Here is a 25,800-nt window from a genome sequence, read left to right on the forward strand (position 1 = left end):
CGAAAGGGACCCGCATGGGGCAGCAGCCTGACGCGGTCACCGGGTGGTGGCGGCGGATCAGCCTTCGCGCGAAGGTCACCGGCGTCACGGTCGCGGTGCTCGCGTTGGGGCTCGTCGTCGCCGGCATCGGCACGGTGCCGCTGCTGCGCAACTCCCTGATCAGCAATATCGACGCGCAGCTTCCGTCGCTCGTGACGAGCGACCTGGCCAGTCGCTGGTTCGACATGGAACTGGTCGACGGTGTCCTCGTCCTCTCCGATCTGGAGAACACGCCCCGCTCGTCGGAGTACTTCTTCGCGGTCTATGCCGCTGACGGCACCCTGCTGGAGGAGGCAGGCGGTCCCGTGGACGCGGTGCGGCCGGTCTTCCCGGAGACGATGACGATCGCCCAGGCCCATGCCAGGGAGGAGGAAGACGCCATCCCGCTGCAGGGCACGGACGGCAGCGCCTTCCACGGCTCGGTCGTGGTCAGCGACGGCCCCGGCGGCACCCTCTACGTCCAGTTCGTCGCGCTCCCGCTGGAAGAGGCCGACCACATCATCGCCACGTACTTCGGCGTGTACACCACGGTCGCCCTGGTGACGATCCTGATCGCCGCGCTCCTGATCCGCGGCCTCGTGACCCTCACGTTCCGCCGTCTCGGTCAGGTCGAGTCCACCGCGATGCTGATCGCGTCCGGCGACTTCAGCCAGCGGCTCACAGACCTGGAGCCGACGACCGAGGTCGGTCGTCTCAATTACGCGATCAACACGATGCTCGAGCGCATCGATCACTCCATCGCTGAACGGGACCGCACCGTGCAGCACATGCGACGCTTCATCGGCGACGCGAGCCATGAGTTGCGTACACCGCTGGTGAGCGTCCGCGGTTACGCGGAGCTGTATCGGATGGGCGCGATCCGCGGCGAGGAGGACACCGCGAGGGCGATGGAGCGCATCGAGAAGGAGGCGATCCGGATGGGTGTGCTCGTCGAAGATCTGCTCGCCCTCGCGCGCCTCGATGAGGAGCGCGAGCCCGAGATCGCGCCGCTCGACCTGCGTCCGGTCGCCAGAGACGCCGCGCTCGACGTGCGTGCGGCCGCTCCCGGTCGCACCGTCACCGTCGTGGACCGGACGGCGGATGCTGTCGCCGGTGCCCCGCAACTCCCGCACCCGACGCATCCCCAGACATCGAGCACACCGACCGGCAGGGTCCGCACCGGCGCTCTCGCCCGGCTTCGCCGCCGGCCCCGAGGCCCAGAGCCCGAACGACCGGAGATCGACTTCAGTGAAGTCGAGGATACCCCGGTGCGCACTCCTCCGATCATCCTCGGCGAGGAGAACAAGGTGCGTCAGGTCGTGGCGAACCTGCTCGGCAACGCCCGCAGATTCTCCAGGGACGACAGTGCGATCGAGATCGTCGTCGACTCCGATCGCGCTGCCGGCACCGGCAGCATCGCGGTCGTCGACCACGGCGACGGCATCCCGCCGCAGATCCGCGAGCAGATCTTCGAGCGCTTCTGGCGTGCAGACACCTCGCGGGCGCGCGAGACCGGAGGATCGGGTCTGGGGCTTGCGATCGTCGCCTCGATCGTGTCTGCACTGCATGGCAGCGTACGCGTCGACGAGACCCCTGGCGGCGGGGCGACCTTCACCGTGACGCTCCCGCTGGCGCCTGCACACGCGACGCCGGAGCATCTGCTGGAGGACACCCAGCCGCTGGAGCGTCTCGACCTCGACAGTCTCTGACTCCCACTGCACAGACCGGAGATCTGGGAGACCGTCCACCGATGCGGTGTTCTCGGTGTTCATCGGCGGCGTCGCGCTCGTATCGTCAGAGCTCCGATGAGAGGAGTTCCCATGTCCGTCTACACCGTCGACACCGAAGCGGTCTTCGCCGCCACAGGTGCCGCCCGAGCAACCATGGAACGGCTGCGTAGTGAATCACTCGCTCTGAAGGCGCAGCTGACCCAGCTGCAGTCGTCCTGGACCGGCACCGCGTCCGTCGCGTTCCAGGGGTGCAGCGATCAGTGGAGTGCCGCGCAGCTGCACGTCGAACAGGTGCTGGAGTCGATCAGCGGCGCACTGGGCTCCGCCGCCACGCAGTACTCGGACGCCGATCAGTATTCCGCGAGCCTGTTCCGCTGACCCCCAGCCTGTTCCGTCCCCCCGCGGAACGCAGAAACGCCCCGGCCGAGGCCGGGGCGTTTCTGTCAGTGCTCTGGACTCAGAAGTCCATGCCACCCGTCGGGTCGCCTGCCGGAGCGGCGGCCTTCTCGGGCTTGTCGGCGACGACGACCTCGGTCGTCAGGAAGAGACCGGCGATCGAGGCTGCGTTCTGCAGCGCCGAGCGCGTGACCTTCGCCGGGTCGATGATGCCGGCTGCGAACATCTCCACGTACTCACCAGTAGCGGCGTTGAGGCCGTGACCGCTGGGCAGTTCGGAGACCTTGTGAGCGACGACACCCGGCTCGAGACCGGCGTTGAGCGCGATCTGCTTGAGCGGCGCCGAGATAGCGACGCGAACGATGTTCGCACCGGTTGCCTCGTCACCCGACAGCGTGAGAGCGTCGAGCGCCTTGGTGCCGGCCTGGATGAGCGCGACGCCACCACCGGGGACGATGCCCTCTTCGACGGCTGCCTTCGCGTTGCGAACGGCATCCTCGATGCGGTGCTTGCGCTCCTTGAGCTCGACCTCGGTCGCTGCACCCGCCTTGATGACGGCGACGCCACCGGCGAGCTTGGCGAGACGCTCCTGGAGCTTCTCGCGGTCGTAGTCGCTGTCGGTGTTCTCGATCTCGCGGCGGATCTGGGTCACGCGACCCTCGATCTGCTCGGTCTCGCCAGCACCCTCGACGATGGTGGTCTCGTCCTTGGTGATGATGACCTTGCGCGCACGGCCCAGAAGGTCGAGCGTCGTGTTCTCGAGCTTGAGACCGACCTCTTCGGTGATGACCTGACCACCGGTGAGGATCGCGATGTCCTGCAGCTGAGCCTTGCGACGGTCGCCGAAGCCGGGGGCCTTGACGGCAGCCGACTTGAAGATGCCGCGGATCTTGTTCAGCACGAGAGTCGCAAGGGCTTCGCCCTCGACGTCCTCGGCGATGATGACGAGTTCCTTGCCATCCTGGATCACCTTGTCGACGACCGGGAGAAGATCCTTGATGTTCGAGATCTTCGAGTTCGCGATGAGGATGTAAGGCTCCTCGAACACGGCCTCCTGGCGGTCTGCATCCGTCACGAAGTACGGGTTCAGGTAGCCCTTGTCGAAGCGCATGCCCTCGGTTAGCTCGAGCTCGGTGCCGAAGGTCTGCGACTCCTCGACGGTGACGACGCCTTCCTTGCCGACCTTGTCGATGGCCTCGGCGATGAGCTCGCCGATCTCGGGGTCAGCGGCGGAGATGGATGCCGTGGCGGCGATCTGCTCCTTGGAGTCGATCTCCTTCGCGCTGGCGAGCAGCTCCTCGGTGATGGCCGCGACGGCCTTCTCGATGCCGCGCTTGAGCGAGATCGGGTCGGCGCCGGCTGCGACGTTGCGCAGGCCTTCGCGGACGAGAGCCTGAGCGAGGACGGTCGCGGTGGTGGTTCCGTCACCTGCGACGTCGTCGGTCTTCTTGGCGACCTCCTTGACGAGCTCCGCGCCGATCTTCTCGTACGGGTCGTCCAGCTCGATCTCCTTGGCGATCGACACACCGTCGTTCGTGATCGTGGGAGCGCCCCACTTCTTCTCGAGCACGACGTTGCGACCGCGCGGGCCGAGGGTCACCTTGACAGCGTCGGCGAGGATGTTCAAGCCACGCTCGAGGCCGCGTCGGGCCTCCTCATCGAAAGCGATGATCTTTGCCATGAGTTTTGTCGTCCCTCCTGGACGTAGACGTTCTGATTAGCACTCAGGGTATGCGAGTGCTAACGCCATTCTGGCACTCGACCCCATCGAGTGCAAGCCGCGGGCGACGTCTATTCGGCGGGAGGCTCTTCGGACTCGGGCGCGACTGTCGAACGATCGGTGCCGATGACGATCACGAGCTGCTTCTGCTCCGGGTCGTTCGGGTCCGCATAGAAATCGTCCTGCACGACCTCTGCCCCACCGATGACGTCCGCGAGACCGATCGCCGCCAGCTCATCCGCTTCGGAGACGTAGTAGACGGTCGTGTCCGCGAAGTCCTGCGAGCCGGCGGTGCCGTAACTCACCGAATCCGCGGGCCAGCCGTTGTTCACGATCGTCTCGCGCATCTGGACATCCAGCCCGTCCTCACCGGTGGCGTTGAGCACGAGCACGGAGTAGGTCGGGTCGATGATGCCTGTCTCCTCGGGCGTCGGAGCGATGGTCGGCTCCGCCGCGGGGAACAGGTTGATGCGTCCCATCAGCACGAGAGCGACGAAGATCCCGACGACGATGAGGATGAGCGCGGCGACGAACGACCACAGCAGCACGACCCAGCCGTTCATCCCAGGCGCTTCGGCGCGATGCGCTCCCACACGTCCCGAGGCATGGGCGACATCATCGAAACGGTCTCTGACGGATTTGGACACCCGTCGATGCTATCTGCCCGCTGCCGAGAATCCACTCACAGTCGGTGCGCGCCGAAGCCTCAGCCGGCGAATCCGCGCATCCTCGCCACCCGCTGGTCGGTCCTGTTCTCACGCAAGCGGCGCAGGCGACGGACCAGCAGCGGATCGTGCTCGAGCGCCTGCTCGGTGTCGATGAGTCGGCCGAGCAACTGGTAATAGCGCGCCGGACTCATGCCGAGCGAACTGCGGATCGCCTCTTCCTTGGCCCCGCCGTGCCGCGGCCAGCGCGCCTCGAGCGCGAGGATCGCGCGGTCGCGATCGGTGAGGTCTCCGAGCATGGGTCCAGGCTAGGCGCGAAGACCGCTCGTATCGGTACGCCACTCCCACCAGCGTCCCAATGGATCTGCAGCCGCACGCACATCGCCGTCGAGCGCGACGACGAAATCCGGCCACGTGCCGGCATCCACCGGCGGACGCCATGCGTCGTGCAGCGACGGAGCGTCGATCGTGATCCAGCGGGCGGGAAGCGCCTGCACCCTGGCGATGAGCGCCCGTCGCTCCGCCCACGGGATGTGCGCGAGCACACCGGGCGTCGTGATCACGAGCGTCGCATCTCGAGGTGCGGATGCGGCGACGGACTCGATGTTCGTGCCGGCATCGCCGCGCACGAGCACGGGCGGTTCGGCGGCGGCGATGTCGAGCGCGGCGGTGATGCGGTCCTCCCGCCCCGTCTCCCCCGGCCACACGAGACCCCGCAGCCACGCACGATCACGCGGATCGCGCGCGTCGAGCGGATCGAGGTCGATCCCCGCGCGCCAGACGATCTGCGGCATCCGGACCGGCGGCATGTCACCTCGGACCTCACTGACCAGCGTGACCTGCGAGGCCCCGTCGTCCGGGTCGAGTGCCGCGCGCACTTCACCTCGCGCGTCGACGAAACGGTAGGAATAGCGGTCGGGGTACAGGCAGAGACCGGCGGATGCTCCGATCTCCAACAGGGCGATGGGGCCGTCGATCTCGGAGAGCACCGGCAGCAGCGGAGCGAGCCGCAGCGGTTCGTTGGTCTGCACGCGGCGGGCCGCGCACTCGGCGACGATCTCGTCGGCGTGTGCGAGCAGGAAGGTGCGCCACCGATCGAAACCGGTGAGAGGGGCGCCCAGCATCCTGGTCACCGCGAAGACGAGCGGCGGCTGCCGGTGCGTCGCCGGAATGCGCGCGAGCACGGCTTGCGCAGCGGCGTCGCGTTCGATCCCGAGCGCCCAATCCGCGTAGATCGCCGAGCGTCCTGGCGCCTCGTCCCTGCCGAAACGTCCGAAGCGTTCGCGCACAGCATCCGTCATCTCCCCATTCTCATGCCGGGCATCGCGTAACCGCGACGCCACGGGTGCGCAGGAGAGGCAGAATGGAAGTGACTCAGGAGGCACGATGGACTACAGCGTGAAGAAGACCGAAGAAGAGTGGCGCGCAGAACTCGGCGACGAGCAGTACGCGGTGCTGCGTCAAGCTGCCACCGAACGTGCGTGGACAGGTGAACTGCTCGACGAGAAGCGCGGCGGGCTGTACACCTGCGGGGCGTGCGGCGTCGAACTGTTCAAGAGCGGCACCAAGTTCGATTCCGGGTGCGGATGGCCGAGCTTCTACGAGTCGATCCGACCTGAAGCCGTGCAGCTCATCGAGGACACCACCCTTGGCATGCAGCGCACAGAGGTGCGCTGCGCGAACTGCGGCTCGCACCTCGGCCACGTGTTCCCCGACGGGTTCGGCACTCCCACGGGTGACCGCTACTGCATGAACTCCCTCGCGCTGAACTTCACCCCGGGCGACGTCGAGGAGTGAGCGCGCTCGACGCCGTCAGGGCGCGGCATTCCTGGTCGAAGGTCACAGACGACGCTCCGACCCGTGAAGAACTTCTGACGCTGGTCACCGCCGCAGGTCGCGTGGCCGATCACTCGTCACTGCGTCCGTGGCGTCTGATCGAGATGCGGGGCGACGATCGCCTGATCCTCGGGAAGGCGATTGCCAAAGCCCAGGGCGATAAAGACCCCTCGTCCAAGCCGATGCGCGCGCCTCTGCTCATCGCGGTGGTCGCGAGTCTCCGCAAGAGCGGCAAAGTGCCGCGCTGGGAGCAGGAGGCAGTCGCCTCCGGCATCGCGCACACGTTGAGCCTGCTGCTCGACGAGGCCGGTTGGGGCGTCTTCTGGCGCACCGGCGAGTACACGCGTTCGAAGGCGGTCGCAAAGGCGCACGGACTGCACAAGGATGAAGAGCTCCTCGGCTGGCTGTACGTCGGCGGCAAGCCGGCGGGCAAGAAGCCGGGACGCCGCAAGAGCGTCGATGCCCGCGCGATGCTGACCCGGATGCCTGCGAAGACGAAGAAGAAGTCGACGAAGTAGTCAGCGCCGACGACGGCGCCAGGGCAGCGCCACCACGACGGATGCCACGGCGACGGCGACCATCACGGCGAGTTGCCAGTGCGCGGGGCCGGATGCCGGAGGCCAGAGCAGATCGATGACCACTGAGGCCGTCAGCTGCCCGAGCACGGAGCCGAGGCCGAGCAGCAGCACCCCGGTGTGCGCGACGATCGCCGCGCCCAGCAGGATGTAGGCGAAGCCCAGGAGCCCGCCGAGATACAGCCACGGTTCGACGGGGAGCGCCTCCGGCATCCCCCGCACCGCCACGCTGACCGAAGCCGCGACGATGAGCACCGCGGTACCCGCGACGAAGCTCATCAAGGTCGCCGTCATAGGAGAGCCCACGCGCTGCGCGAGGCGTCCGTTCGTGGCCGCCTGCCATGCGATGCCGACGCCGGCCGCGAACGGCAGCAGGAGAAGCCAGAGCGGCGTACTCGCGATGACGTCGCCGCTCAGCGAGACGCCCACCGCGGCGAGCGCGAAGGCACCGCCGAGAACGCGCCCGGGTGTCACCGCGACGACTCCGGCGGGCCCGAACCCGATCCTGTCGAGGACCAGCCCGTGCACCGTCTGCCCTGCGACGACGCCGACGGTGAAGAGCGAGACGCCGAGGACGCCTGCCGTGACGCCCTGTGTCGAGACGGTGAGCGCTCCGCAGGCGCCGCCGAGCAGCATCCAGTTCGGGATGGTGCGCGAGCGGATGCCGCGCCAGAGGCGTGCGGCGCCGGCATGCGCCGACGGCAGTGCGAGCGTGACGACGATGAGGACGACGAGTCCCACGCCGAAGGAGACGAGCCCTGCGACGATGCCGTCATCCAGGCGAACGCCGAGCACCCCGTTGATGCGCGCCTGGATCGCCGTCATGGCGCCGATCGCGACGGCACCGCCCAGTGCGAGGGGCGCGGGAAGACTTCGGGTCGCGGTCACCCGAGCACACTACCCGAGCGGTCGCCCCTGCTCGAAGTCGCCGGTCGGCGCTACTCTTGCGGCATGTGCGCGAGCTACGGACTGGATCCCCGATTCACTGATGCCGAGCTGCTTGCCGAAGCGGATGCCGATGTCATCGAGGGGCTCCGGAACTGGGCAGAGCAGAACGCGGGCGAGACCCTGCGCCCCACCGGCAAGAACCTGCGCAATCTGAATCCGCTGGTCGTTCCAGACGGCGACGCCGTGACGCTGGAGCCGGCGTGGTGGGGTTATCTCGTGAACGGCGAACCGGCGAAGTTCCCCTCGATCAACACCCGCTCCGAACGTTTGCAGGAGCGTCCGGGTGGACTCAAGACCCGCGCGATCGTGCCGTCGACCGGGTGGTTCGAGATGCAGAAGCCGGCCAGGCTCTGGCACGAGTTCGCCCTCGACAACCAGGCGCTGTTCGGCATGGCCGCCGTCACGCAGCGCGGACGCACCCCGGACGGAGAGTGGATCACGTGCTACTCGATCGTGATGGCTCCGGCCGCTGATCACCTGAAGGAGTTCCACGACCGGATGCCGGTTCTCATCCCGCCCGGAATGAGTCAGGAGTGGTTGACGGGCCCGCCCAGCCGAGAGCTGATCGACGAGGCGATCCTCGCCTCGGGTGAACTGGCCGAGCGCATCACCGTCTCGGCACGTCCTTAGGCGTCGGCCATGCCGCACCTCGTCCTGATCGGGCTCGCCGCGATCCTGCTCTGGTCGCTGATCGCGCACCGCTTCGAGCGCTGGGGCGTCGCCGGGCCGATCGGTTTGCTGCTGCTCGGAGCCGTGACCGTCGTCTGGGACGTCGACTCCTTCGGCTCCGCGATCGACTCCCCGATCTCGGAGAAGATCGTCGAGGTGATCCTCGCGATCCTGCTCTTCGCCGATGCCACCGAGGTCAAGGGCGGCATCTTCGGTCGCGAGGGAAGGGTGATCGCTCGCCTCGTGCTCATCGCGCTGCCGCTGTCGATCGTGCTGACGGTTGCGGCGGGCGTACTGCTGATCCCCGACACCGGTCTGCTCGTGCTTCTCGTCGTGGCGTGCGTGATCCTGCCGATCGATTTCGCGCCGGCCGCATCGCTGCTTCGCAATCGGCGGATCCCTGCGCGACTGCGCCAGATCCTGAATGTGGAGAGCGGCTACAACGACGGGCTGATCTCCCCCGTCTTCGGAATGTCGCTGGCGCTGGCCGTCATCTGGTCGACGATCGTGCACACGCCGGAATCCGACATCACCGAAGACGCTCTCGACGGCCCGGTGACTCAGTTCCTCGAGGCATTCGTCAACGCGGTGCCGGCGATCGCCGTCGTGATCGGCATCGCGCTGGGCACCGGAATCGGATACCTCGTGCGCATCGCGCGTGCACGCTTGATCGCGGATGCACTCGGCGCCCGCTACGTCATGCTGATCCTCCCGCTCATCGCCTACGGTGTGGCCAGCATCCCGGTGTTCAACGCGAACGGCTTCGTCGCTGCCTTCGTGGCCGGGATCGGATACCGGTTGACGCGTACAAGGGGTCATCGATCCGAAGGAATCGACCACAGCGAACTACTTCTCGTCGAGGAGGTGGGCGCGCTGGCGGCGAACTTCGTGTGGTTCGTGCTCGGCGGAGCCATGCTGCTGGTGGTCACCTCGGGGATCGACTGGTGGATGCTGCTGTTCGCCGTGCTCGCGCTGACTGTGCTGCGCGTCATCCCGGTGTATCTGTCGCTCATGCGCAGCTCTGTGGGCAGGCGCGACCGGCTTCTCATCGGCGCTCTCGGCCCGCGAGGCACAGCGTCGATCGTCTTCGGGCTGCTCGCCTACAACGCGCTCCCGGAGGACGAGGGCGTCATCGTGCTGACGATCATGGTCGCCACCGTGGTCGGCAGCATCCTGCTGCACGGGCTGGCCGCGCCGTTGCTCCTGAATCGGCGAAAGCTCGATGAGGAGATCGTCTGAGACCGCTTCGCGTCAGACGGTGCGGCGAAGCAGCGCCTCTCGCAGCTGATCGCGCACGGCATCGTCGACGCCCGCCCTCTGCAGGTAGGCCAGGGCCCCACCGTGTTCTCGGTCGAGCCAGTCGAACGTGCCGCTCAATACCGCGACCGGGGATCCCGTCAGCACCTCCATCAGGTTGTCCGTCATCGGCACGCGGAAGCGCCGGATCTTGCGCAGCATCCGCTCCGTCCCCCGACAGGTTCGCAGCGGTGGCCGAGTAGTCGGCGAGGATGATGTCGCGATCGATCTCGAGCGCCGAGAGGATGAGCGCCACGACGAGCCCGGTACGGTCCTTGCCTGCCGTGCAGTGCACGAGGACGGGCCCGTCGGCGGACGCGACTGCGCGGATGACGCGTCCGAGATCGCTCTGATGACGGCTGAGCACCGTCTCGTAGATCTCCTGCAGGGTGAGTGTGCGGGGATCGAATGCGCGCGGAGCACCATCGATCGGCACGGCCAGCCGTGTCGCACCCGTCCCACGGAGCCGGTCGCGCCCGCCGATGCGCCGGTCGAAGGTCGAACGAAGATCTATGACCCGCCGGATTCCGAACTCCCCCAGCTTCCTGCGTCCCTCGCGAGTGAGCCGGTGCAGCGCATCGGAGCGGTACAGCATCCCAGGTGCCAGCACGCCGGGCGCCACCTCGCGGAAGTTGTGCGTGCCCGCGAGATCGAGGCGGTTGACGGGCTCATCCATGCGGTCATGCTATCTGCGGCGCCGCGGCTGTGAGTTATCGTGAGGCTTCACACACGGAGGAGTTCCCATGTCATCTGAAGCGAGCGGTTCCCGTCCTCGTGCGCTGCGCGACGGCACCGTGGAGCCTCGCTTCGCCGCCCGCTACGCGACGATCGATGAGGTCGCAGAGCTGCTCGGAGTCACACCTGTGTCGCTTCGTCAGACGATGCGCCGCCGCGACTCAGGTGATGCGTCATCGGCCAGCGACGCGTTCATCGATCCGATCGGGAACGTCTCCGGCTACCTCTGGGATCGTGACGATCTCACGCCCGAGGCGATCGCGGCCTGGCACGATCGGCCGAGGCGCGGAAGGAAGCCGAACAGCGCGCGATAGGGCGCCGGGTCACAAGGAATGGAGCCGACTACGGGATTCGAACCCGTGACATCCTGTTTACAAGACAGGTGCTCTACCAGCTGAGCTAAGTCGGCGAACCGCGAAATTACGCGGATTCTCTGAAGTCTGACGGTATCAGGTGGTACCCAATCCCGCATAAACCCCGCACATTCAAACCTGCCGAACGTGCATAGCCAAGTCTAGAGCTTCTGCTGCCCTGCTACCGCCCACAGTCTTTGACATGTAGGTGCGCATCGTGACGTGCGGATCGGTGTGACCTAGGTACTCTGCGATGTCTCGCGCCGAGAGTCCCGCCTGATCCAACGCCGTCGCTACAGTCTTCCTGAAGCTGTGGAATGAGTACTCCCCCAGCTCGAGCCGCTCGCGTGCTTCCTGCCAATCCGCAGACGTGTTGTTCCGATCGCGCCGTTTGCCGAGCGGCGTCGGGAACAGCGGCCCCTCCCCCAGCGGACGCGCCGCAAGCATGACGGCAACACTGGACGGCACAGTGAGGCGCCTTACCCCGGCATCCGTCTTCGACTTCCGCACGGTCACCACCGCGCCGATCGTGGGAATGCCGGCCGGCGCAGTAATCCCCACGTCCGGTCCATCAAGGTCGATCGCTTCACTGATCCGTACGCCCGTACCTGCGATGAACTCAACCAGGTCAGCCATGTCCTGAATCCGCAATTGCTTGTCGCCGCTGACAGCCTCGAGAATGCCGGGGAGGTCGCCCAACGGGACCGGCTTCGCCCCAACACGCTTGCCCTCAATTGGTGCGAGATCACGCACCGGGTTACGCTCCATCGCGTCCGACCGCACCGCAAGCCCCATGATGCCCGACAGGACGGCCCGCGTGTTCTTCGCTGTACCAGTGCCGGATTCCTCAACGATGACGTCCAAGAGCCGCTGAAGCCGTTCTGCAGTCACCTCGGAGATAGCGAGATCCCCGATCCTCGGATTGATCACCCGCTCGATGAGGTCGCGGTAACCCTCGACCGTTCGCGGTGCCCGATTCGCCTTCGACGCTAGGAACCGGGCGCCCAGATCCTGCATCCGCGTCTCACGCTTCACCTCAGATCGGGTGCTCTCCTGAATAGACGTCAGCGCCTTCCTCAGAGCCGCTTCAGCCTTAGCGGCCGAGACATCGAACCGCTCGACCTGACGCAGCTTGCCGGATGGGAACCTGTAGCGCGTTCGAGCCCGCCAGTAGCCGTGCCTCTTCTCTGGCGTCTTGACGACCACGAGTCGTCGTCGCGATTCACCCTCGACATACTCGACCGCATCGACACTGATGCGCCCGTAACTACTGAGCGGGGTCCGGGGGCGGGGCATCGTAGGCCTCCTCTCCGCTCGCGATTCGGTACAAGAGATTGCCATACTCCGAGAGCGTCTCGAACGTGAGGTACTTCGGATTCAGTTGACGACACCACTTGATCACCGGGTCCGCCTCATCCACGGTCACCCCGCGCTCATCGAATCCTTTGAGGAAGTGTCTGCATTCGGTAAGTGCGACGATTGCCTGCCCCAGCAGAGCCTCGGGTGAATCTTGAACCGTCACGTTACCCGCATAGTCCGAGTGAAGGAACGCTGTCGCGAACGTTACGTTTCGGAATTCTGCCAGCGCTCGATCGAACGAAGCGAACTCATCCAGCGCGTGTACGACTCGCGCGGAAGTCTCACTGCTACTCGCAGGCGTTCCGCTCCCCACCGCTTCGTGCCATGCCGCGAGCGTGTCGACTTCACCGCGAAGGACATTCGCCATGTTGCCACCATCCAAGACCGGCACAAGCAGAGCGACGATCGGTACACCAAGCACCTTCGCGAACACCGCAAGCTCGGCAGCCGCTATGTTCTTCCTCTTGCCAGCGAACAGCGCTTGCATCGTGTTCGCCCGGAAAGATCCTGGAATCCCGACCATCCGGTCACACGCGTCCGCGAATTGATTGAGCGTCATGCCGGAGTGCTCCCGGATCGACGTTATGTTGCGGGCGATCGCCGCGGTGTAGCGCTTCTCCCAGTCGTCTTCTGTCATAGAAATCATCTTACCCCCTTCGATTATGAGTTTTTCGCCACAAAGTGGCCCCGAGTCGTGCTAAGGTGAGATTATCGCCAGCGACAACCGCTGATAGTGAGAAATTCTAACGATAGGAGATGGGATGACCGCTACCGCCGAACTACCAGACCTCGCCACACGGCCTCAGGTCGCCGAGTACACGCAGACCAGCATTCCAACGCTCTCGCGCTGGGCGGCGGAAGGCCGGGGTCCGCGCTGGGTCAAATTGGGCGCTGGCGCCGTCCGCTACCGGAAGGCCGATGTACTCGCCTGGCTCGACTCTCTCGCGGAGGCCGGGTGAGCATTCAGCTTCCAGCCGATCCGGTTGCTTCGGGCCCGGATCTCTCCCGCCTCTGGTACGCCGACCCGACAGGTCAGGCGGCGGTGCACAACATCATGGTCGCGTCTCGACCCGACGACTACGCACTTGTCGACGTCCGAGGAAACGTGTTGTTCCGCATCAAGCCGCATGTTCTCGCTGACGTGCTGCCGATGCTCAACTTCACCCACACACGACGCGGACGGGGAACCATCCGTGCTCACAAGAAAAATGCCCTGGCCGGTGCTGGAACACCAAGCCAGGGCGAGTAATCCCAACCTGAGAGAAGGAAAAACTATGCCAATTCAGACTATCGCACCGGCCACCGACACTCACGACGGGCCGACCATCACGGAAGCAGTGATCTTCGCCGGTCGCCTCGGCGTCGATCTGAGCGACTTCATGACAGCCTGCGTACGCCTGATCGGTGAGGCTCGCGACAGAACACCCCGCGAGCTTCGACGCGATCCGGAAGCAACGATCGAACTGATGGAGCGTGACGCGTGAGTGCCGTGTTGGAACGCGATCTTACGTTCGTCGTTGGCAGGACTAGATCCGTGCAGGACATTGATGAGCAGATCGAAGCACTTCAGGCGCGGCGTCAGAACGAACTCAACAACCTCGTTGATGACCTCGAGTTCATGGAAGTGCCCCTCAAGCGCGTCTCACTGATCTTCGGCGGAGGCAGCGACACACATCACGGCGATGTCGTCCACCTGATGCATCAGCGGCACGAAGGAGACCCCACCCGGTCCTCTTACTGGGTGCACCCGGCCGGCGAGTGCGCTGGGGACATGTGGTGTCGAGGAGGCAAGGACGGCGAGTACCGGGCCTCACGCGGCGCCGGACGCAGAGGGACAAGACTCGTCCACGCGCGCATCGGGACGTTCGTCTGCCTCTCTGCTGCACCCGATGGTCGAGAGCACGTATTTGCTGAGTTGAAAGCGGGACAGACACGGTAGGTGCTTCGAGGCCCGCACCCGATGGGGTCGGCCTCGAGCGTCTCCGCATTAGCGCGGAGGCGTCCCGCACGATCGACGCATGGTCGTGGCGGCTTGCTGACGGCTCACTAGGGCTCCATCAACTCCCCGATGCCCTGGCGACCCTGTTCACGATCGCATACGAGCAGGGGCGCGCATCTCGCGAGGACGAAGTGCGCGCCGCGAAGCTCGATGCCGACCGCCTCTGGTTGCGTTCTTTCGGACCGAAGGATCAGCAGGACTATCTGCTGTCTCGCCTCGATCGAGCCGCGGAGATTGTCGCGGATACCGGGAACATCGAGCACCACATGGACGAGGCGTGGCGGCTCTATGTCGCATCACTCGACAACATTCGTGAGCCCATCACGATTCACAAGACAACACAGATGAAGGAGGTCGCATGAATCAGCGGCAACTACTTCTCACACCAGCCAGCCACTTCAAGACTGAACGCCAACGGTGGCTCTCGCAAGATCGCGTCCCGCTTGGCACTCCCACACTGTTCGGTGGTCGCGGGGGTGAAGGCAAGTCCACGTTCGCGCTGCACGTTGGTGCACAGGCCACACGCGGCACCCTCGAGGGCGATATGAAAGGCACGCCGAAGAGCGTCCTGATCATCAGCCACGAGGACGACTGGGGCATGGTCATGAAGCCACGTCTGATCGCAGCCGGTGCTGACCTGGATCGTGTTTTTCAGGTCGCGGTCAGGTGGCAGGAGGACGAGATTACGGGAGAGTCCACGCCGACACTGCCATTGGATCTCACCATCATCCGCCAAGCGATCGAAGAGACCGACGCCGGGTTACTGATCATCGACCCGCTCGCATCGACCATGGGCGGCGACCACTACAAGGTGATCGATGTCCGACGTGCACTCGATCCGCTGGCGCAACTCGCCCAGGAAATGGGAATCGGCGTCATAGGAATCATGCACTTCAACAAAGGCGTCGGTAATGCATCCGACAAGTTGAGCGGCTCCCACGCCTTCCGTGACGCCGTGCGCTCCGTACTGCTGTTCGCCACGGACGAGGAAACCGGGCGCCGGATCGTGAGCGTTGATAAGTCGAACTACTCGAAAGCCAAGGGGCAGTCGTTCGCATTCAATCTCGTGTCAACACCCGTTGCTACGGACGACGGGGAGATTGCGGAACTCGCTCGCGTCGAAGAACTCGGAGAATCCGACATCAGCGTGAGCGACATCATCAACCGGATGCCGAGCGAAACCGAGGGCGACGGAGAAGACGCGGAATCGTGGCTCAAGTCATTCATGGCAGAAAGCGGCGGCACGGCGGCAGCCAAGCAGATCATGAATGCAGCGCTCGCGGACGGGTTCGCGAAAGCCACGATCCAGCGGGCAGGCAAGAAGCTCTGCGACAAAAGTTCGGGCGGATTTCAGGGGTCGTGGACGTGGACGCTGCGCCAAGGTTCTCATCAAGGTTCTCAAGGTTCTCACCTCTCAGAACGTGAGAACTATGAGAACGATGGTGAGAACTATGAGGCGTCATACCTCGAGAGCCGACCAGCGATCGTGGAACGTGCCGACATGCTCTGCGTTGTCTGTAGCGATCCGGTCGGGACGATCCATCTGGGCTACTGCGACAGCGGTGACCTCGCACACGCGAACGCCCGAGCAGACGCGGCCGCGGTGATCGCATGAGCGCTTGCCCAGACTGCAACGCCGAACTCCGGCTAGTCGAGATCCAGCCGCATGTACACGTCGCACAGATCTTCCATGACGACACATGCCCGATGCTCCGGGCCATGGAGAAGCGATGATCCATCAGCCCGTGAACATCGCGCCAGCTCAATGCCCGACCTGTGACGCGTGGGTTCGCTGGACAAGAACCGGCTCAGGCGCACACGTACGCCAGGAGCTACACGAAGACCGCTGCACCGTCCATCCGCGAATGCAACGAAACGACGCCGCACACGCGGCAGGAATGAGCACGTAACTGATGTCCATTCGTAGCTGCATGATCTGCGACCACCCCGACTGCGAGAACGTCTACGACGCCGGGGAACGCACACACCATCGTGACCTCACCGCACTGGCCCACTCGGAAGGTTGGTCATCCACCTTCGCGAACGGCGGCTGGACGAACACCTGCACAGATCACGAGGGGGCCGCGTGAGCGAACCCATTGCAGACACCGCAGAACGACGGAAGGAGAAACCATGAGCGGATCTAGTACGCAGAAGCGAAAGCCCATAAATTATCGGCTCATGACTGGATGGGTCCGGACGATGCCGATTGATCTAGCGCCCGAACAACGCATTGAGACGATCGAAAGCCTCAGGATCCAGAGCAACCTGCAGGTACAGCTGCTCCCTCTTGAGCGACTCAACTTTCTCGACGCCTGTATCAGCGGCGCGCGCAAGGATCGCCTTCTGCATGAGGGTAGTGAGCGGCTGTCCTATAGCGTCGCGGAAGTTGAAACCGAGGAGTTGCAGAACATTCGCGGTTTCGACGGACAGCAGCGGGCGAAGCGCGTTGGCGAGCTTTTCGAACTCCTCGGCTTTCTCCGAGCCCATCCCATCCGCAATCTTCTGAAGCGTCGGCACAACGGTGTCAGCGATGTATTGAAGGTCGCCAGGAGCCAGACGCTGCGACACCAACTCCGCCTGATAGGCCTGTGCGATCCGCGTGATCTCGTTCTTGTCGTCCACAAGTTCGGACACGAGCTGCTCGAGCCCGGAGATTATCTCCTCTTGCTTGCCCGACTTGCGGAGAGCGCGCACCTTATCTGTCACGAGTGCCGCCCCGTTACGGGCGGTTGCACCCGCGAGCTGCGCGCCGAGACTCACAAATTCCGGAGGCACGTCCATGTGATGAGTCCTTTCAATCGTTATGAGAGGAGTCAACACCATGACGCGGCGTGTCGAGAATGCAGTCATCCTGACCGGAGCAGACGCCGCACTGCTCTACACCTCCGCGCACCTCCGCGAACTGCGCATCGCCGCACGCGGAAAGTCCGACCGCCTGTACACCCTCCTCACCGACATCACCTCCGCAGCCTTCGCACACCATGCTTCCCTCGACGGAACAAAACCCCAGGACGTGACGGAAAAACACGAGACTGAAAGTGCAGGAATCGTAACAGTCCGACAAGTCGCAAGAGAGGCCGGGATCACACCAAGAGCAGTCCGAAACCACATAGGACTAGGACTACTCGAAGCAACACAACAAGGCCGCATCTGGATCATCACAGCCCACGCGGCAGAACAATACATCGCCGGCCGAAAGGCCGCGTAAGAGAGGAAACCCGATGGCACTCACTGAACTCGGACTGAAGATCGACACAATCCGTGACCGCATTCAACCCATAAGGAACACGCTCACCTCGGCTATCGAGAGCACCCGATCCAACGGGCGCATCACCCAGCCGACGAAACGCCAAGAGATTGCACAGCACTACCTCACCGCCAAGAAGAACCTCGAGCTGCTTCTCGAAGACGAACGCCGCGCCACACAGGCCAAACGTTCAGAACTCGAACGCGCCATCTTCGGGAGAAAGAACAACGGCGCCACCGAAATCATGGCGTACCGTGACGCACAGGAGCGTGCCCTTCAGTTCGGACCCGATGACGAGGAACAAGCATCAGAGCTGTTCCACATTGCAGAGATCAACGACGACGAATCTCTCGTGTCGGCGCTACTTGCACGATCGTTGCATTTCCAGTGGGAAGCGATCATCGCCAAGCACGCAGCCGCATACCCAGAACGACGCGAACACCTCACCGACCTCGCTGACATTGACCGCTGGACAACGCAGCACGAAGACGACGGGTTCAACGGCTACCAAGGTATCTACTCGATCCCAGTACCGAAGGAAGTCAGCGGGTTCATCAACGACGCAGGCATTCAGAAGATCGCCCAGGGCGACTAGCCAGGCCAGCCCGTCCGCATGACGAACCCCACGGACGGGTCACCCCGGCCCTCTGTCACATCGGTCTCCGGGTTTACGAACGATCTCTCCCCGACCTTTTTTTCCACGGGGACATGGCGGCAGTAGGGGTGGCTCCCACCCCTAAAGGGGGGTCATGCCGGTCGGTCTCCTGGGCGGCGACCTTTCTCTCCCCAGTGAAAAACCGAGTGCATTTTGGGGTTCTACGTGCCTCGCGGGCCACTCACCAATTCGAGTTTCAGACAGTGAAGGAAAGACTATGGCTATTGATATTGATGCGTTGATTGCAGAGCAGAAGAAGTACTTGGAGTCGATTGAGCCGGTTGATGTACCGGTGATGTTGGGTGGCGTGCTGGTGACGGTGCGTATCCCGTTCGTCATGCCGCCCGTTTTTACGGAGCTGACGGATAAGTACCCGGCTGTGCCTGGTGTGGCGGCTGACATGTCGTTGTGGTTCTCGCTGACGAACGTGACGCGGAACTATCCGGACATCTCGCTGATTGTTGGCGACGATGAGGACGACCTGCTGGTCGTGCGTGACAAGGCCGTGTTCTACAGGTGGACGGAGATCTACGATTCGCTGTCCGATGAGGACAAGTCGAACCTGCGGGCTGCGGTGTGGGGAATGCACATCTGGGAACCGGCGCAGAAGGCGAAGGCGGCTGCGAAGGCTCTGCCGAAGGATCTGCCGCTTAGTGATCTCGTTGACGCTGCTGTGGCGGGGGTGGTCTGATGGCTGAGCGTGTTACGCGAGTACGCCTTGAGGCGAACATTGCCGGTTTCGCGAAGGCAATGGAAGAGGCGGCGAAGAAAACTGCGGCGGTGGGTACGGAGGGTGAGAAGCTGGCGCAGCAGCGTGAAGCGTTCAACCAGCTCGGTACTGCGGGCCTGGCGATGGGCACTCTGCTTGCGACGGGTGTCGGGTTCGCTGTGAAGCGGTTCGCGGATTTCGATGCGGCGATGAGTTCTGTGCAGGCGGCAACGCATGAAACTGCGGGGAACATGGACCTGCTTCGCCAGGCCGCTCTGGATGCCGGTGAGTCCACCGTGTTCAGTGCGACGGAGGCTGCCGGGGCGATTGAGGAACTGGCGAAAGCGGGCGTCTCAACGGCTGACATTCTCGGGGGCGGTCTGGCTGGGTCTTTGGATCTTGCGGCTGCTGGTGAGCTTCAGGTGGCCGATGCGGCGGGTATCGCGGCGACGGCACTCAAGCAGTTCAACTTGCAGGGCGATGACATGTCACATGTCGCGGATCTTCTGGCTGCTGGTGCAGGTAAGGCGATGGGTGACGTGTCGGATCTGTCGCAGGCTCTCAATCAAGCGGGTCTGGTCGCGAACCAGACGGGCCTGAGCATCGAGGAGACAACAGCGGGACTGGCAGCGTTCGCTGAGCAGGGTCTGATCGGTTCTGATGCGGGTACGTCGTTCAAGTCGATGTTGCAGCGGATGGTTCCGACGTCGGGTGAGGCTGCGGCGAAAATGAAGGAACTGGGGATCTCGGCGTACGACGCGTCGGGGAACTTTGTGGGGCTGGCTGAGTTCGCCGGCAACCTTCAGGGCGCGTTGAGGGATCTGTCACCTGAGCAGCGCAATGCGGCAATGGCGACGATCTTCGGGTCGGATGCGGTGCGCGCGGCTGGGGTGATCTACCAGCAGGGCGAGGAGGGGATTCGGGACTGGATCTCGGCCGTCGATGACCAGGGGTACGCGTCGAAGACCGCATCCACACGGCTGGACAACCTCAAGGGCGACATCGAGGCACTGGGCGGTGCATTCGAGACAGCGCTGATAGATACGGGCGGTGCAGCGAATGACACGCTGCGGACCATGGCTCAGGCGCTCACAGGGCTGATCGGGATGTACAACGATCTTCCGGCGCCGGTTCAGGCTGGGATTCTCGCTGTGGGTGGCGCTACGGCTGCTGTGGCGCTCTCGGGCGGTACGGCGCTGGTCGCTATCCCGAAGTGGTTGCAGTTCAAGGCAACGGTGGAAGCGTCGAGCCTGTCGATGAAGGGCATTTCGCTGACGGCGGGGATTGCCGGTCTCGCACTGGGTGGACTGTTCGCGGTCGTGGGCACGCTTGCTGCGAAGCATCAGCAGGCTGAGCAAATGGCGCAGGCATACGCTGACGCACTCGAGAGTGGGGCGGATGCGGCTCGGAATGTCGCTGCGGATGCTGCTACGGCTGAGCAGTCGTTCCTGTGGCTCTCTCGTGGCTCTGCGGCTGATGCTGCGGAGAAGCTGGGTCTGAGTCTTGATCTTGTGGGTGATGCTGCGACGGGTAGCAGTGCCGCGCTCACGGAGGTCAATGCGGCCATTGAGAAGGCGTTTGGGCCGGCGAACACGAAGGCCGCTAAGGATCTCACTCAGCAGGAGAACGAAGCGGCTGCGGCGGCTCAGGAGCTCAAGGGCTTCATCAACGAGCAGACGGCCGCGTATGAGAACGGGACGAAGAAGCTCGAGCAGAAGAACGCGATGACGGCCGATTCTGTCGAGGCATCCGGTACGGCTGCTGAGTCGTACATTCAAGAAGCGGATGCGGTTGCTGATCTGAACTCGGAACTCACCGACCTGATCGACAGGATCAATGAGGCGAACGGGATCGCACAGGACGCGGTGACGACGAACGCGCGATACCAGGACGCTCTGGCTGGTCTGTCTGAGCAGGTTGAGAGCAACGGGACATCGCTGGATGAGAACACGGCTTCTGGTTCTGCGAATGCCGCGGCGATGGCTGACCTGGCCGGGGCTGCTCAGACTGCGGCTCAGGCGCAGCTTGAGCAGGATCTCGCCACGATGTCGGCTGACGAAGCGGCGATCAAGTATTCGGGCACTCTCGCAGCGCAGAAGCAGGCGTTCATCGATTCTGCGGTGTCTGCCGGCTACAACGCCGACGAGGTGAAAGCGCTCGCTGATCGCATCTTCCAGATGCCGACTGAGAAGGAGTTCGAGGCGATCGTAGACACCGCGACCGCGCAGGCAAACCTGGACAACTGGATCTACACGAACTCGGGTCGCCAGATACGCGTGCAGGTCATCGCGGATGGTGCGGCAATGCAGATGGGCTCGTACACGGTCGAACCGGGCATGGCGTCCGGTGGCCCCGTGTATGGGCCAGGACCGAAGGGCAAGGACTCCGAGCTGCGGATGCTGGCACCAGGTGAGCACGTCCTGACGGCTGCGGAGGTTGATGCGGCGGGCGGGCACGGGGCGATCCAGAAGTGGCGGTCGGAGATGATGTCTGGCAGCCCGTACGCCCTCAGATCGGAACCCGAGACTCGTTGGGCGGCAGCAGGACCGACGTACACGGCAGCAACACCCGCACCTCAGATCGTCTACGCCGGCATCCAGCCGGGAGACTCCCTCAGCCTGGTCGTAAACGGGCAGGAGTTCACCGCGTTCGTTGACACCCGCGCGGAAGGAAGGGTGCACGCGCACGACGAAGCCGCACAACGCACAACGCGTGGCGGCGTACGACCCTAACGAAAGAAGTGAAATGACTGAATCGACGTTCGAGCGAGACCCGAACTTTCCGCGGCTGATTGTGCCAACTCGAGATTCTGTGAGGTCCGCCCCGGGGCTGTACACAACTGTTGCGTTGACCGCACCCGAACCCGGGCTGTACGCGTTTGAGGACGCGGATCGAGACAACAATGGAGGAATCAATGACTAATCGTCTAGTAGCAGTAGATGATGCAGACTACCGTCTGCCCGAACCCGTGTTGGGCGCCCTTGCGTCCGACATGATTGACGAGGGTAACACGCTCGGCGCCCAGCTAAGCACCACGTTCGCGCGAGGCGTCAGCGTCGAATCGTTCGGCGCAAAGGGTGACGGGGTAACCGACGACACTGCGGCAGTACAAGCCGCTATAGACAGCGGCGAGTCGGTTTACTTCCCGCCTGGGACATACGTCGTTTCAGGGCTGACCGTCCGTTCGGGCATGCGGCTGTACGGTTCTTCGCGTTCATCGGACGTGACGGGCGCGGGGCGCTCCCGGCTCCGCACGCTCTCCGGAACCATGTTCCTCTCCCCGGCGTACACGTGGGGTGTCGTCTGTCAAGACCTCACGTTTGATTCATTCACTGGCGGGGGCCACATTTTCACGGGCAAGTATTCACAGAGCAAGTTCGACAGTTGTGCCTTCACTCAGTACAACGACGGATTTTCGGCCTTCGATATTGTCGGATGGATTGACGTTCTCTCGGTGAACTGCTCGTACACGCACACTCTCACGGCGACCGTTCCGACGTTCAAGGGTGTCACTTCTACGGGTGAACTGGCGCAGTCCACGTTCACTTCTTGTCGCTTCACGCACACCGGCAACTACGGGATCTGGCTTGAAGGGCAGAACGGCTCCATCCCTATCAGTTTTGCGATCCGCGACGTGAACTTCGAGATTCCTGTTGGCGGTGCGGTGAAACTGCTGTCGTGTCGGAACGTTGTGATCGAGAACTGTGGCCTTTGGGACTTCCATGATGGTGGGGCAACCCGCGACCTGGTATATATAGGCAAATCGGCTACGGTTGGCGCGGAGTCAAATTCGATCACCGTTGAGAACCTTATCCGTGACGCCTCAGACGCGCCAGAAGCAGGGGTGGTCGATATCCGTGTGGCACCAGCATCGGCCACCAACGTCAATGTCATTGAGTGCCGTCACCAAACCTCGGGACGGCTGGCTGTAGATATGGGCAGCGTTACGGGGCGCGTGACAGGTGGCAGGGTGACTGTCACTAACGGCGGTCTCACCACGAACAACGCGGCACCGTTTCCGGGGCGACGATTGGGGGCACGCCTGCCCCTGGCCTGCTATCCGGCCGCAATGACGTACGGCGTGTCGGCCGTGAGTATGCTTCCGGACGCATGGCGGTTCATGCCACTGACGTTGGACCGACCTATCGCGCTGTCTGGACTTGCGGTCATACTCGGGACGGCTGCGGCTTCCGGCACGGCGGCGATGAGGTTCGGCCTATGGTCGATTGACTCGACGGGTCGCCCGTCTACTTTGGTGATCGACTTTGGGGCGTTGGCAACACTGGACCTGACGGGTGCGACTGCGGAGCGAACGATGAGTTTCGCCACGCAGACCATTGCGGCCGGGGACTACTTCGTCGGCTGCGCATGGTCGGGCACGGCAACGACGCATCCATCTTTGGTCGGGTTCGCTGGCACGCACCCATCGATTTCGAGCAATGCGGCAAGCACAACAACGTCGGCATACACGCAGGCTGTTTCGGGTGCGACAACACCATCGGCGCCGTCGACAGCGTTGGCTCCTGCTGCTGGGATTGCAGTGTGGGGGATCAATGCCTAGTCACGGGTGTACTTGATCCATTCTCGGATCAAGTACACCCCGCAGGCGATCCTGATCCCCGGATATCAAAACCGGGGGACGTGCGTCGGAAACACTTTGGCGCGCTCAACCCGCGTGGCTGCTCGCGTCAATGAGTACGGTTTGCGCACGGGTGCTGCCGGGGCGGTTGCGAACACATCTGATGCGGGTTCGATGATCGTTCGCCCCGATGTTACCGGCTCGCGCGGTGGCAACGTGGCGCTCGGGTCTTTGATAGCGCAATTGGCCGCGAACTACATCGTGAAGGACAGCACGACCGCCTGACCGCGGTTGCTGTCCCGCTGGCGCCTAACGCCGCAAAGCCGCCGGACAGCAACTAGCTCCGCTACGCACGCCGAACGAAGGCGCCCCTATTCAACCTGTTACGGGTCGAGTGGGGGCGCTTTCGTCGTACCCTCCTGGCATCCCGTGAGCAGCGCCGCAGGCGTGGCCGGTCGCGGGCCGCGATCTGACTCTCGGAATCAACGATGCGAAGGTCGCGATCTATCTGGCGAACAAGGCGCGCTCGGTAACGCCGCTACTGATCCGGTCCTCGCGCAGTTCCCGAACTTGATATACGCCGCAATGGCTCTACTGTGTTCGCATGGAACCAACCACCGAGTCACCAATAGCGAAGTACCTGACAAGCACGGAGCTAGCGCGCGTGCTCCAATGTTCCGTTGACAAGGTATATCGCATGGCCCGCAACCGCGAGATCCCGTCTGTCCGCGTTGGTCGATCGTGGCGCTTCGACCTCGATGCGGTCAAGGACGAGTTGAGCAAGCCCGCCGATTCGTGGGCGCTACCAAGTCGGCAGAGGAGACTCTAGGTCGTCTCGAGAGATGACGGGCTCGACGCCGATTAGTTGTAGGAGCGGTGTACGTGCCAGCCGTCTTCGGCTTTGTACACGTCGAACACGAACGAGTCGCCGCCATCGTTGGTCCCTTGGAAACGCCACCCGTACAGCCCGTGGTGTGGCTCGAGTGGTGCTGTCCAGGAGGTGCCGGTGTGGGATCGAGTAAGAGGCTTGCAGCCCTGTATGACATGTACGCGGATGAGAAGGCGCTTGCACGGATCGCGAAGACTGCTGGGCCGTTGCAGACGCTCAGTTCGGAGGAGCTTGAGTTGGAGCGGATGCCGGTGACGGTCTATCCAAAACCGCAGGGTGTGAGGGCGTGGGTGAGGTTCGGGCCGCAACATGTCCGTGTGGGGGCGTTGCTTATGCGCACCACAGAGACGGCCGCGGGCATCGAGTTCACCCATCGGGGAGAAAACCTACCGGTGCTGGGTGTGGGGCAACGCGGTCACGATGGTCGCGGACGGTCGTATGACTACTGAGGCAACGGCTTCTCGATGATTTCGCGGATCTCTGCGGCGATCTGGTCGGATTTCTTGGACCGGATTCGGGAGAGTTGATCCAGCGCCGGCAACACGGCGAGAACTAGTTCGACATGTTGCTGCCGTAGCGCCAGGTAATTCTCCCTGAGACCCGGCTGATCCTGATCAATCCACTGCTTCAATATCTGTCGAGCATCTTTCCCGAGCTTCACCCAGCGCCGCGCCCTCAAGGCGTACCGGTCATCGTTGAGAGACGAGTCGAGGTACCAGGGTGGGCTCAGGTCGCTCGCGAGTTCCTGCTCTCGAATCTCCCGCTCGCGCTCGTCTATGTACTCGATGATCGGCTGTGGGTTACGTCGGCACAGTGCAATCGCGACTTGTTTCATGCTCGGCCACGGCAGATACGTAGCGTCGCTGTCCCGAATAGTCGCCGAATGTGAAACAAGCTCCGCCGCGGTCATCCCTGTCGCGTCTGCGAGGCCGTCCAGATCAAATACTTCGAGCGTCGCTCTGCCGCCATGTTGAGGGAAAGCAATCGACACCGATAGGACCTTCGTTATGGCGATTTCAGCAGCTTCAGTAAAAGCGTCATCCTCCGGCGCGTGAGAGTAGAGATCATCCCATCGGGTGTTCGTGGCGAAGTATTCCTCGCGGAGTCCCCACGGGACGCGACAACGCCCGATCGGCACCCACTCAGCCTTGCCCTTCATCTCACGGTCGAGATGTTGGACGCGAACGCGTTGGGCGTCCTCTGGAACAACCATCAGCGCTACCCGATACCACCTCTTCGTGGGCGGCTCGTAGTACAACCAATCGTCCCCCTCCTCGGCGGGGACCGGTTTGCGTTCGTAAACGAATCCACCGTCCATCACAGCACCCTACGACGGTCCCCGGCTACCCTCTACCGCTGTGACAAAAGCCGCGCTGAACGTGGTGCCCGTCTAGCCGCCGTGAAGCCCCGGCAGGTCGT

30 protein-coding genes, 1 tRNA gene and 1 pseudogene are annotated in these 25,800 nt (G+C 63.6%); 20 read left to right on the plus strand and 12 right to left on the minus strand.

The features are described 5' to 3' along the window. Positions 1-14 precede the first annotated feature (14 nt). Both IEV67_RS13680 and IEV67_RS13685 read left to right on the plus strand, forming a co-directional pair. Complete coding sequence (locus IEV67_RS13680; RefSeq protein ID WP_188437121.1) at positions 15-1,727, plus strand: sensor histidine kinase; 1,713 nt, start codon at positions 15-17, stop codon at positions 1,725-1,727. 111 nt (positions 1,728-1,838) lie between these two features. After that, entirely contained in the window at positions 1,839-2,126 is a 288-nt protein-coding gene (locus IEV67_RS13685; RefSeq protein WP_033106664.1) for a WXG100 family type VII secretion target, read from the plus strand. A 79-nt stretch (positions 2,127-2,205) separates the two neighbouring features. Here IEV67_RS13685 and groL read toward each other — a convergent pair whose 3' ends face one another. From groL to IEV67_RS13705, 4 genes are all read right to left on the minus strand, one after another. Then, the gene (groL, locus tag IEV67_RS13690) at positions 2,206-3,825 is read right to left on the minus strand and encodes a chaperonin GroEL (RefSeq protein WP_188437122.1); all 1,620 of its coding nucleotides are present in this window, start codon (positions 3,823-3,825) and stop codon (positions 2,206-2,208) included. Between the two features lie 110 nt (positions 3,826-3,935). Then, positions 3,936-4,511 (minus strand): LytR C-terminal domain-containing protein, encoded by a 576-nt coding sequence (locus IEV67_RS13695; RefSeq protein WP_229703126.1) that lies wholly within the window; start codon positions 4,509-4,511, stop codon positions 3,936-3,938. Positions 4,512-4,570: 59 nt separating this feature from the next. Next, positions 4,571-4,828, minus strand: a complete 258-nt coding sequence (locus IEV67_RS13700; RefSeq protein WP_188437123.1) for a DUF3263 domain-containing protein — start codon at positions 4,826-4,828, stop codon at positions 4,571-4,573. Positions 4,829-4,837: 9 nt separating this feature from the next. Then, positions 4,838-5,830, minus strand: a complete 993-nt coding sequence (locus IEV67_RS13705) for a DUF2332 domain-containing protein (RefSeq protein ID WP_188437124.1) — start codon at positions 5,828-5,830, stop codon at positions 4,838-4,840. An 85-nt stretch (positions 5,831-5,915) separates the two neighbouring features. Between IEV67_RS13705 and msrB the strand changes: the two genes are divergently transcribed. Both msrB and IEV67_RS13715 read left to right on the plus strand, forming a co-directional pair. Then, positions 5,916-6,326: a peptide-methionine (R)-S-oxide reductase MsrB gene (msrB, locus tag IEV67_RS13710; protein WP_188437125.1), complete on the plus strand. Its 411-nt coding sequence runs from the start codon at positions 5,916-5,918 to the stop codon at positions 6,324-6,326. Then, a complete protein-coding gene (locus tag IEV67_RS13715; RefSeq protein ID WP_188437126.1) occupies positions 6,323-6,883 on the plus strand; it encodes a nitroreductase family protein in 561 nt (186 codons plus the stop codon). The genes msrB and IEV67_RS13715 overlap by 4 nt, the downstream gene beginning before the upstream one ends. On the opposite strand, the gene IEV67_RS13720 is transcribed toward IEV67_RS13715, so the two are convergent. Beyond that, a complete protein-coding gene (locus IEV67_RS13720; RefSeq protein ID WP_188437127.1) occupies positions 6,884-7,828 on the minus strand; it encodes a DMT family transporter in 945 nt (314 codons plus the stop codon). A gap of 63 nt (positions 7,829-7,891) precedes the next feature. Here IEV67_RS13720 and IEV67_RS13725 point away from each other — a divergent pair, with 63 nt between their 5' ends. Both IEV67_RS13725 and IEV67_RS13730 read left to right on the plus strand, forming a co-directional pair. After that, the gene (locus IEV67_RS13725; protein ID WP_188437128.1) at positions 7,892-8,518 is read left to right on the plus strand and encodes an SOS response-associated peptidase family protein; all 627 of its coding nucleotides are present in this window, start codon (positions 7,892-7,894) and stop codon (positions 8,516-8,518) included. A gap of 9 nt (positions 8,519-8,527) precedes the next feature. Further along, the gene (locus IEV67_RS13730) at positions 8,528-9,796 is read left to right on the plus strand and encodes a cation:proton antiporter domain-containing protein (protein WP_188437129.1); all 1,269 of its coding nucleotides are present in this window, start codon (positions 8,528-8,530) and stop codon (positions 9,794-9,796) included. A gap of 12 nt (positions 9,797-9,808) precedes the next feature. Here the strand turns inward: IEV67_RS13730 and IEV67_RS19180 are convergent, their stop codons facing one another. Both IEV67_RS19180 and IEV67_RS19185 read right to left on the minus strand, forming a co-directional pair. After that, complete coding sequence (locus IEV67_RS19180) at positions 9,809-10,015, minus strand: tyrosine-protein phosphatase (protein ID WP_373284487.1); 207 nt, start codon at positions 10,013-10,015, stop codon at positions 9,809-9,811. A 22-nt stretch (positions 10,016-10,037) separates the two neighbouring features. Continuing rightward, positions 10,038-10,529: pseudogene (locus IEV67_RS19185) on the minus strand (tyrosine-protein phosphatase); the annotation flags it as partial. Between the two features lie 67 nt (positions 10,530-10,596). Here IEV67_RS19185 and IEV67_RS13740 point away from each other — a divergent pair. Further along, positions 10,597-10,902, plus strand: a complete 306-nt coding sequence (locus IEV67_RS13740; RefSeq protein WP_188437131.1) for a hypothetical protein — start codon at positions 10,597-10,599, stop codon at positions 10,900-10,902. Between the two features lie 19 nt (positions 10,903-10,921). Here IEV67_RS13740 and IEV67_RS13745 read toward each other — a convergent pair. From IEV67_RS13745 to IEV67_RS13755, 3 genes are all read right to left on the minus strand, one after another. Continuing rightward, positions 10,922-10,997 (minus strand) — tRNA-Thr (locus IEV67_RS13745). 76 nt (positions 10,998-11,073) lie between these two features. Next, positions 11,074-12,237 carry a site-specific integrase gene (locus tag IEV67_RS13750; RefSeq protein WP_188437132.1) on the minus strand — a complete coding sequence of 388 codons (1,164 nt, stop codon included), beginning with the start codon at positions 12,235-12,237 and terminating at the stop codon, positions 11,074-11,076. Beyond that, positions 12,209-12,937, minus strand: coding sequence for a helix-turn-helix domain-containing protein (locus IEV67_RS13755; RefSeq protein ID WP_188437133.1), 729 nt, complete (start codon positions 12,935-12,937; stop codon positions 12,209-12,211). The genes IEV67_RS13750 and IEV67_RS13755 overlap by 29 nt, the downstream gene beginning before the upstream one ends. Before the next feature lie 124 nt (positions 12,938-13,061). On the opposite strand from IEV67_RS13755, the gene IEV67_RS13760 reads away from it, so the two are divergent. The 6 genes from IEV67_RS13760 to IEV67_RS13785 all read left to right on the plus strand — a co-directional run bounded on the left by IEV67_RS13760 (position 13,062) and on the right by IEV67_RS13785 (position 15,914). Then, entirely contained in the window at positions 13,062-13,259 is a 198-nt protein-coding gene (locus IEV67_RS13760) for a helix-turn-helix transcriptional regulator (RefSeq protein ID WP_188437134.1), read from the plus strand. Beyond that, positions 13,256-13,549: a hypothetical protein gene (locus IEV67_RS13765; RefSeq protein WP_188437135.1), complete on the plus strand. Its 294-nt coding sequence runs from the start codon at positions 13,256-13,258 to the stop codon at positions 13,547-13,549. The genes IEV67_RS13760 and IEV67_RS13765 overlap by 4 nt, the downstream gene beginning before the upstream one ends. Positions 13,550-13,574: 25 nt before the next feature. Then, positions 13,575-13,784, plus strand: coding sequence for a hypothetical protein (locus IEV67_RS13770; RefSeq protein ID WP_188437136.1), 210 nt, complete (start codon positions 13,575-13,577; stop codon positions 13,782-13,784). Positions 13,785-13,834: 50 nt separating this feature from the next. After that, positions 13,835-14,239, plus strand: coding sequence for a hypothetical protein (locus tag IEV67_RS13775; RefSeq protein WP_188437137.1), 405 nt, complete (start codon positions 13,835-13,837; stop codon positions 14,237-14,239). A gap of 191 nt (positions 14,240-14,430) precedes the next feature. Beyond that, the gene (locus IEV67_RS13780) at positions 14,431-14,661 is read left to right on the plus strand and encodes a hypothetical protein (RefSeq protein ID WP_188437138.1); all 231 of its coding nucleotides are present in this window, start codon (positions 14,431-14,433) and stop codon (positions 14,659-14,661) included. Continuing rightward, positions 14,658-15,914, plus strand: a complete 1,257-nt coding sequence (locus IEV67_RS13785) for an AAA family ATPase (RefSeq protein WP_188437139.1) — start codon at positions 14,658-14,660, stop codon at positions 15,912-15,914. Before IEV67_RS13780 ends, IEV67_RS13785 begins: the two co-directional genes overlap by 4 nt. Before the next feature lie 599 nt (positions 15,915-16,513). Here the strand turns inward: IEV67_RS13785 and IEV67_RS13790 are convergent. Continuing rightward, positions 16,514-17,083: a hypothetical protein gene (locus tag IEV67_RS13790; protein WP_188437140.1), complete on the minus strand. Its 570-nt coding sequence runs from the start codon at positions 17,081-17,083 to the stop codon at positions 16,514-16,516. Positions 17,084-17,123: 40 nt separating this feature from the next. On the opposite strand from IEV67_RS13790, the gene IEV67_RS13795 reads away from it, so the two are divergent. The 7 genes from IEV67_RS13795 to IEV67_RS19005 all read left to right on the plus strand — a co-directional run bounded on the left by IEV67_RS13795 (position 17,124) and on the right by IEV67_RS19005 (position 24,830). Further along, complete coding sequence (locus IEV67_RS13795) at positions 17,124-17,510, plus strand: helix-turn-helix domain-containing protein (RefSeq protein ID WP_188437141.1); 387 nt, start codon at positions 17,124-17,126, stop codon at positions 17,508-17,510. Between the two features lie 13 nt (positions 17,511-17,523). After that, positions 17,524-18,144 (plus strand): hypothetical protein, encoded by a 621-nt coding sequence (locus IEV67_RS13800; RefSeq protein WP_188437142.1) that lies wholly within the window; start codon positions 17,524-17,526, stop codon positions 18,142-18,144. Between the two features lie 277 nt (positions 18,145-18,421). Then, on the plus strand, positions 18,422-18,895 hold the full coding sequence (locus IEV67_RS13805) for a hypothetical protein (RefSeq protein ID WP_188437143.1): 474 nt from the start codon (positions 18,422-18,424) through the stop codon (positions 18,893-18,895). Next, positions 18,895-21,645 carry a phage tail tape measure protein gene (locus tag IEV67_RS13810; protein ID WP_188437144.1) on the plus strand — a complete coding sequence of 917 codons (2,751 nt, stop codon included), beginning with the start codon at positions 18,895-18,897 and terminating at the stop codon, positions 21,643-21,645. Before IEV67_RS13805 ends, IEV67_RS13810 begins: the two co-directional genes overlap by 1 nt. 182 nt (positions 21,646-21,827) lie before the next feature. Beyond that, positions 21,828-23,474 (plus strand): right-handed parallel beta-helix repeat-containing protein, encoded by a 1,647-nt coding sequence (locus IEV67_RS13815; RefSeq protein WP_188437145.1) that lies wholly within the window; start codon positions 21,828-21,830, stop codon positions 23,472-23,474. A 622-nt stretch (positions 23,475-24,096) separates the two neighbouring features. Next, positions 24,097-24,321, plus strand: a complete 225-nt coding sequence (locus IEV67_RS19190; RefSeq protein ID WP_188437147.1) for a helix-turn-helix domain-containing protein — start codon at positions 24,097-24,099, stop codon at positions 24,319-24,321. A gap of 53 nt (positions 24,322-24,374) precedes the next feature. Next, positions 24,375-24,830 (plus strand): hypothetical protein, encoded by a 456-nt coding sequence (locus IEV67_RS19005; RefSeq protein WP_229703128.1) that lies wholly within the window; start codon positions 24,375-24,377, stop codon positions 24,828-24,830. On the opposite strand, the gene IEV67_RS13835 is transcribed toward IEV67_RS19005, so the two are convergent. Continuing rightward, positions 24,824-25,699: a hypothetical protein gene (locus IEV67_RS13835; RefSeq protein WP_188437148.1), complete on the minus strand. Its 876-nt coding sequence runs from the start codon at positions 25,697-25,699 to the stop codon at positions 24,824-24,826. The two genes, IEV67_RS19005 and IEV67_RS13835, sit on opposite strands and share 7 nt — an antisense overlap. Between the last annotated feature and the right edge of the window lie 101 nt (positions 25,700-25,800).

The sequence above is a fragment of the Microbacterium murale genome (genome assembly GCF_014635185.1).
GTDB classification, from domain to species: Bacteria; Actinomycetota; Actinomycetes; order Actinomycetales; family Microbacteriaceae; genus Microbacterium; species Microbacterium murale.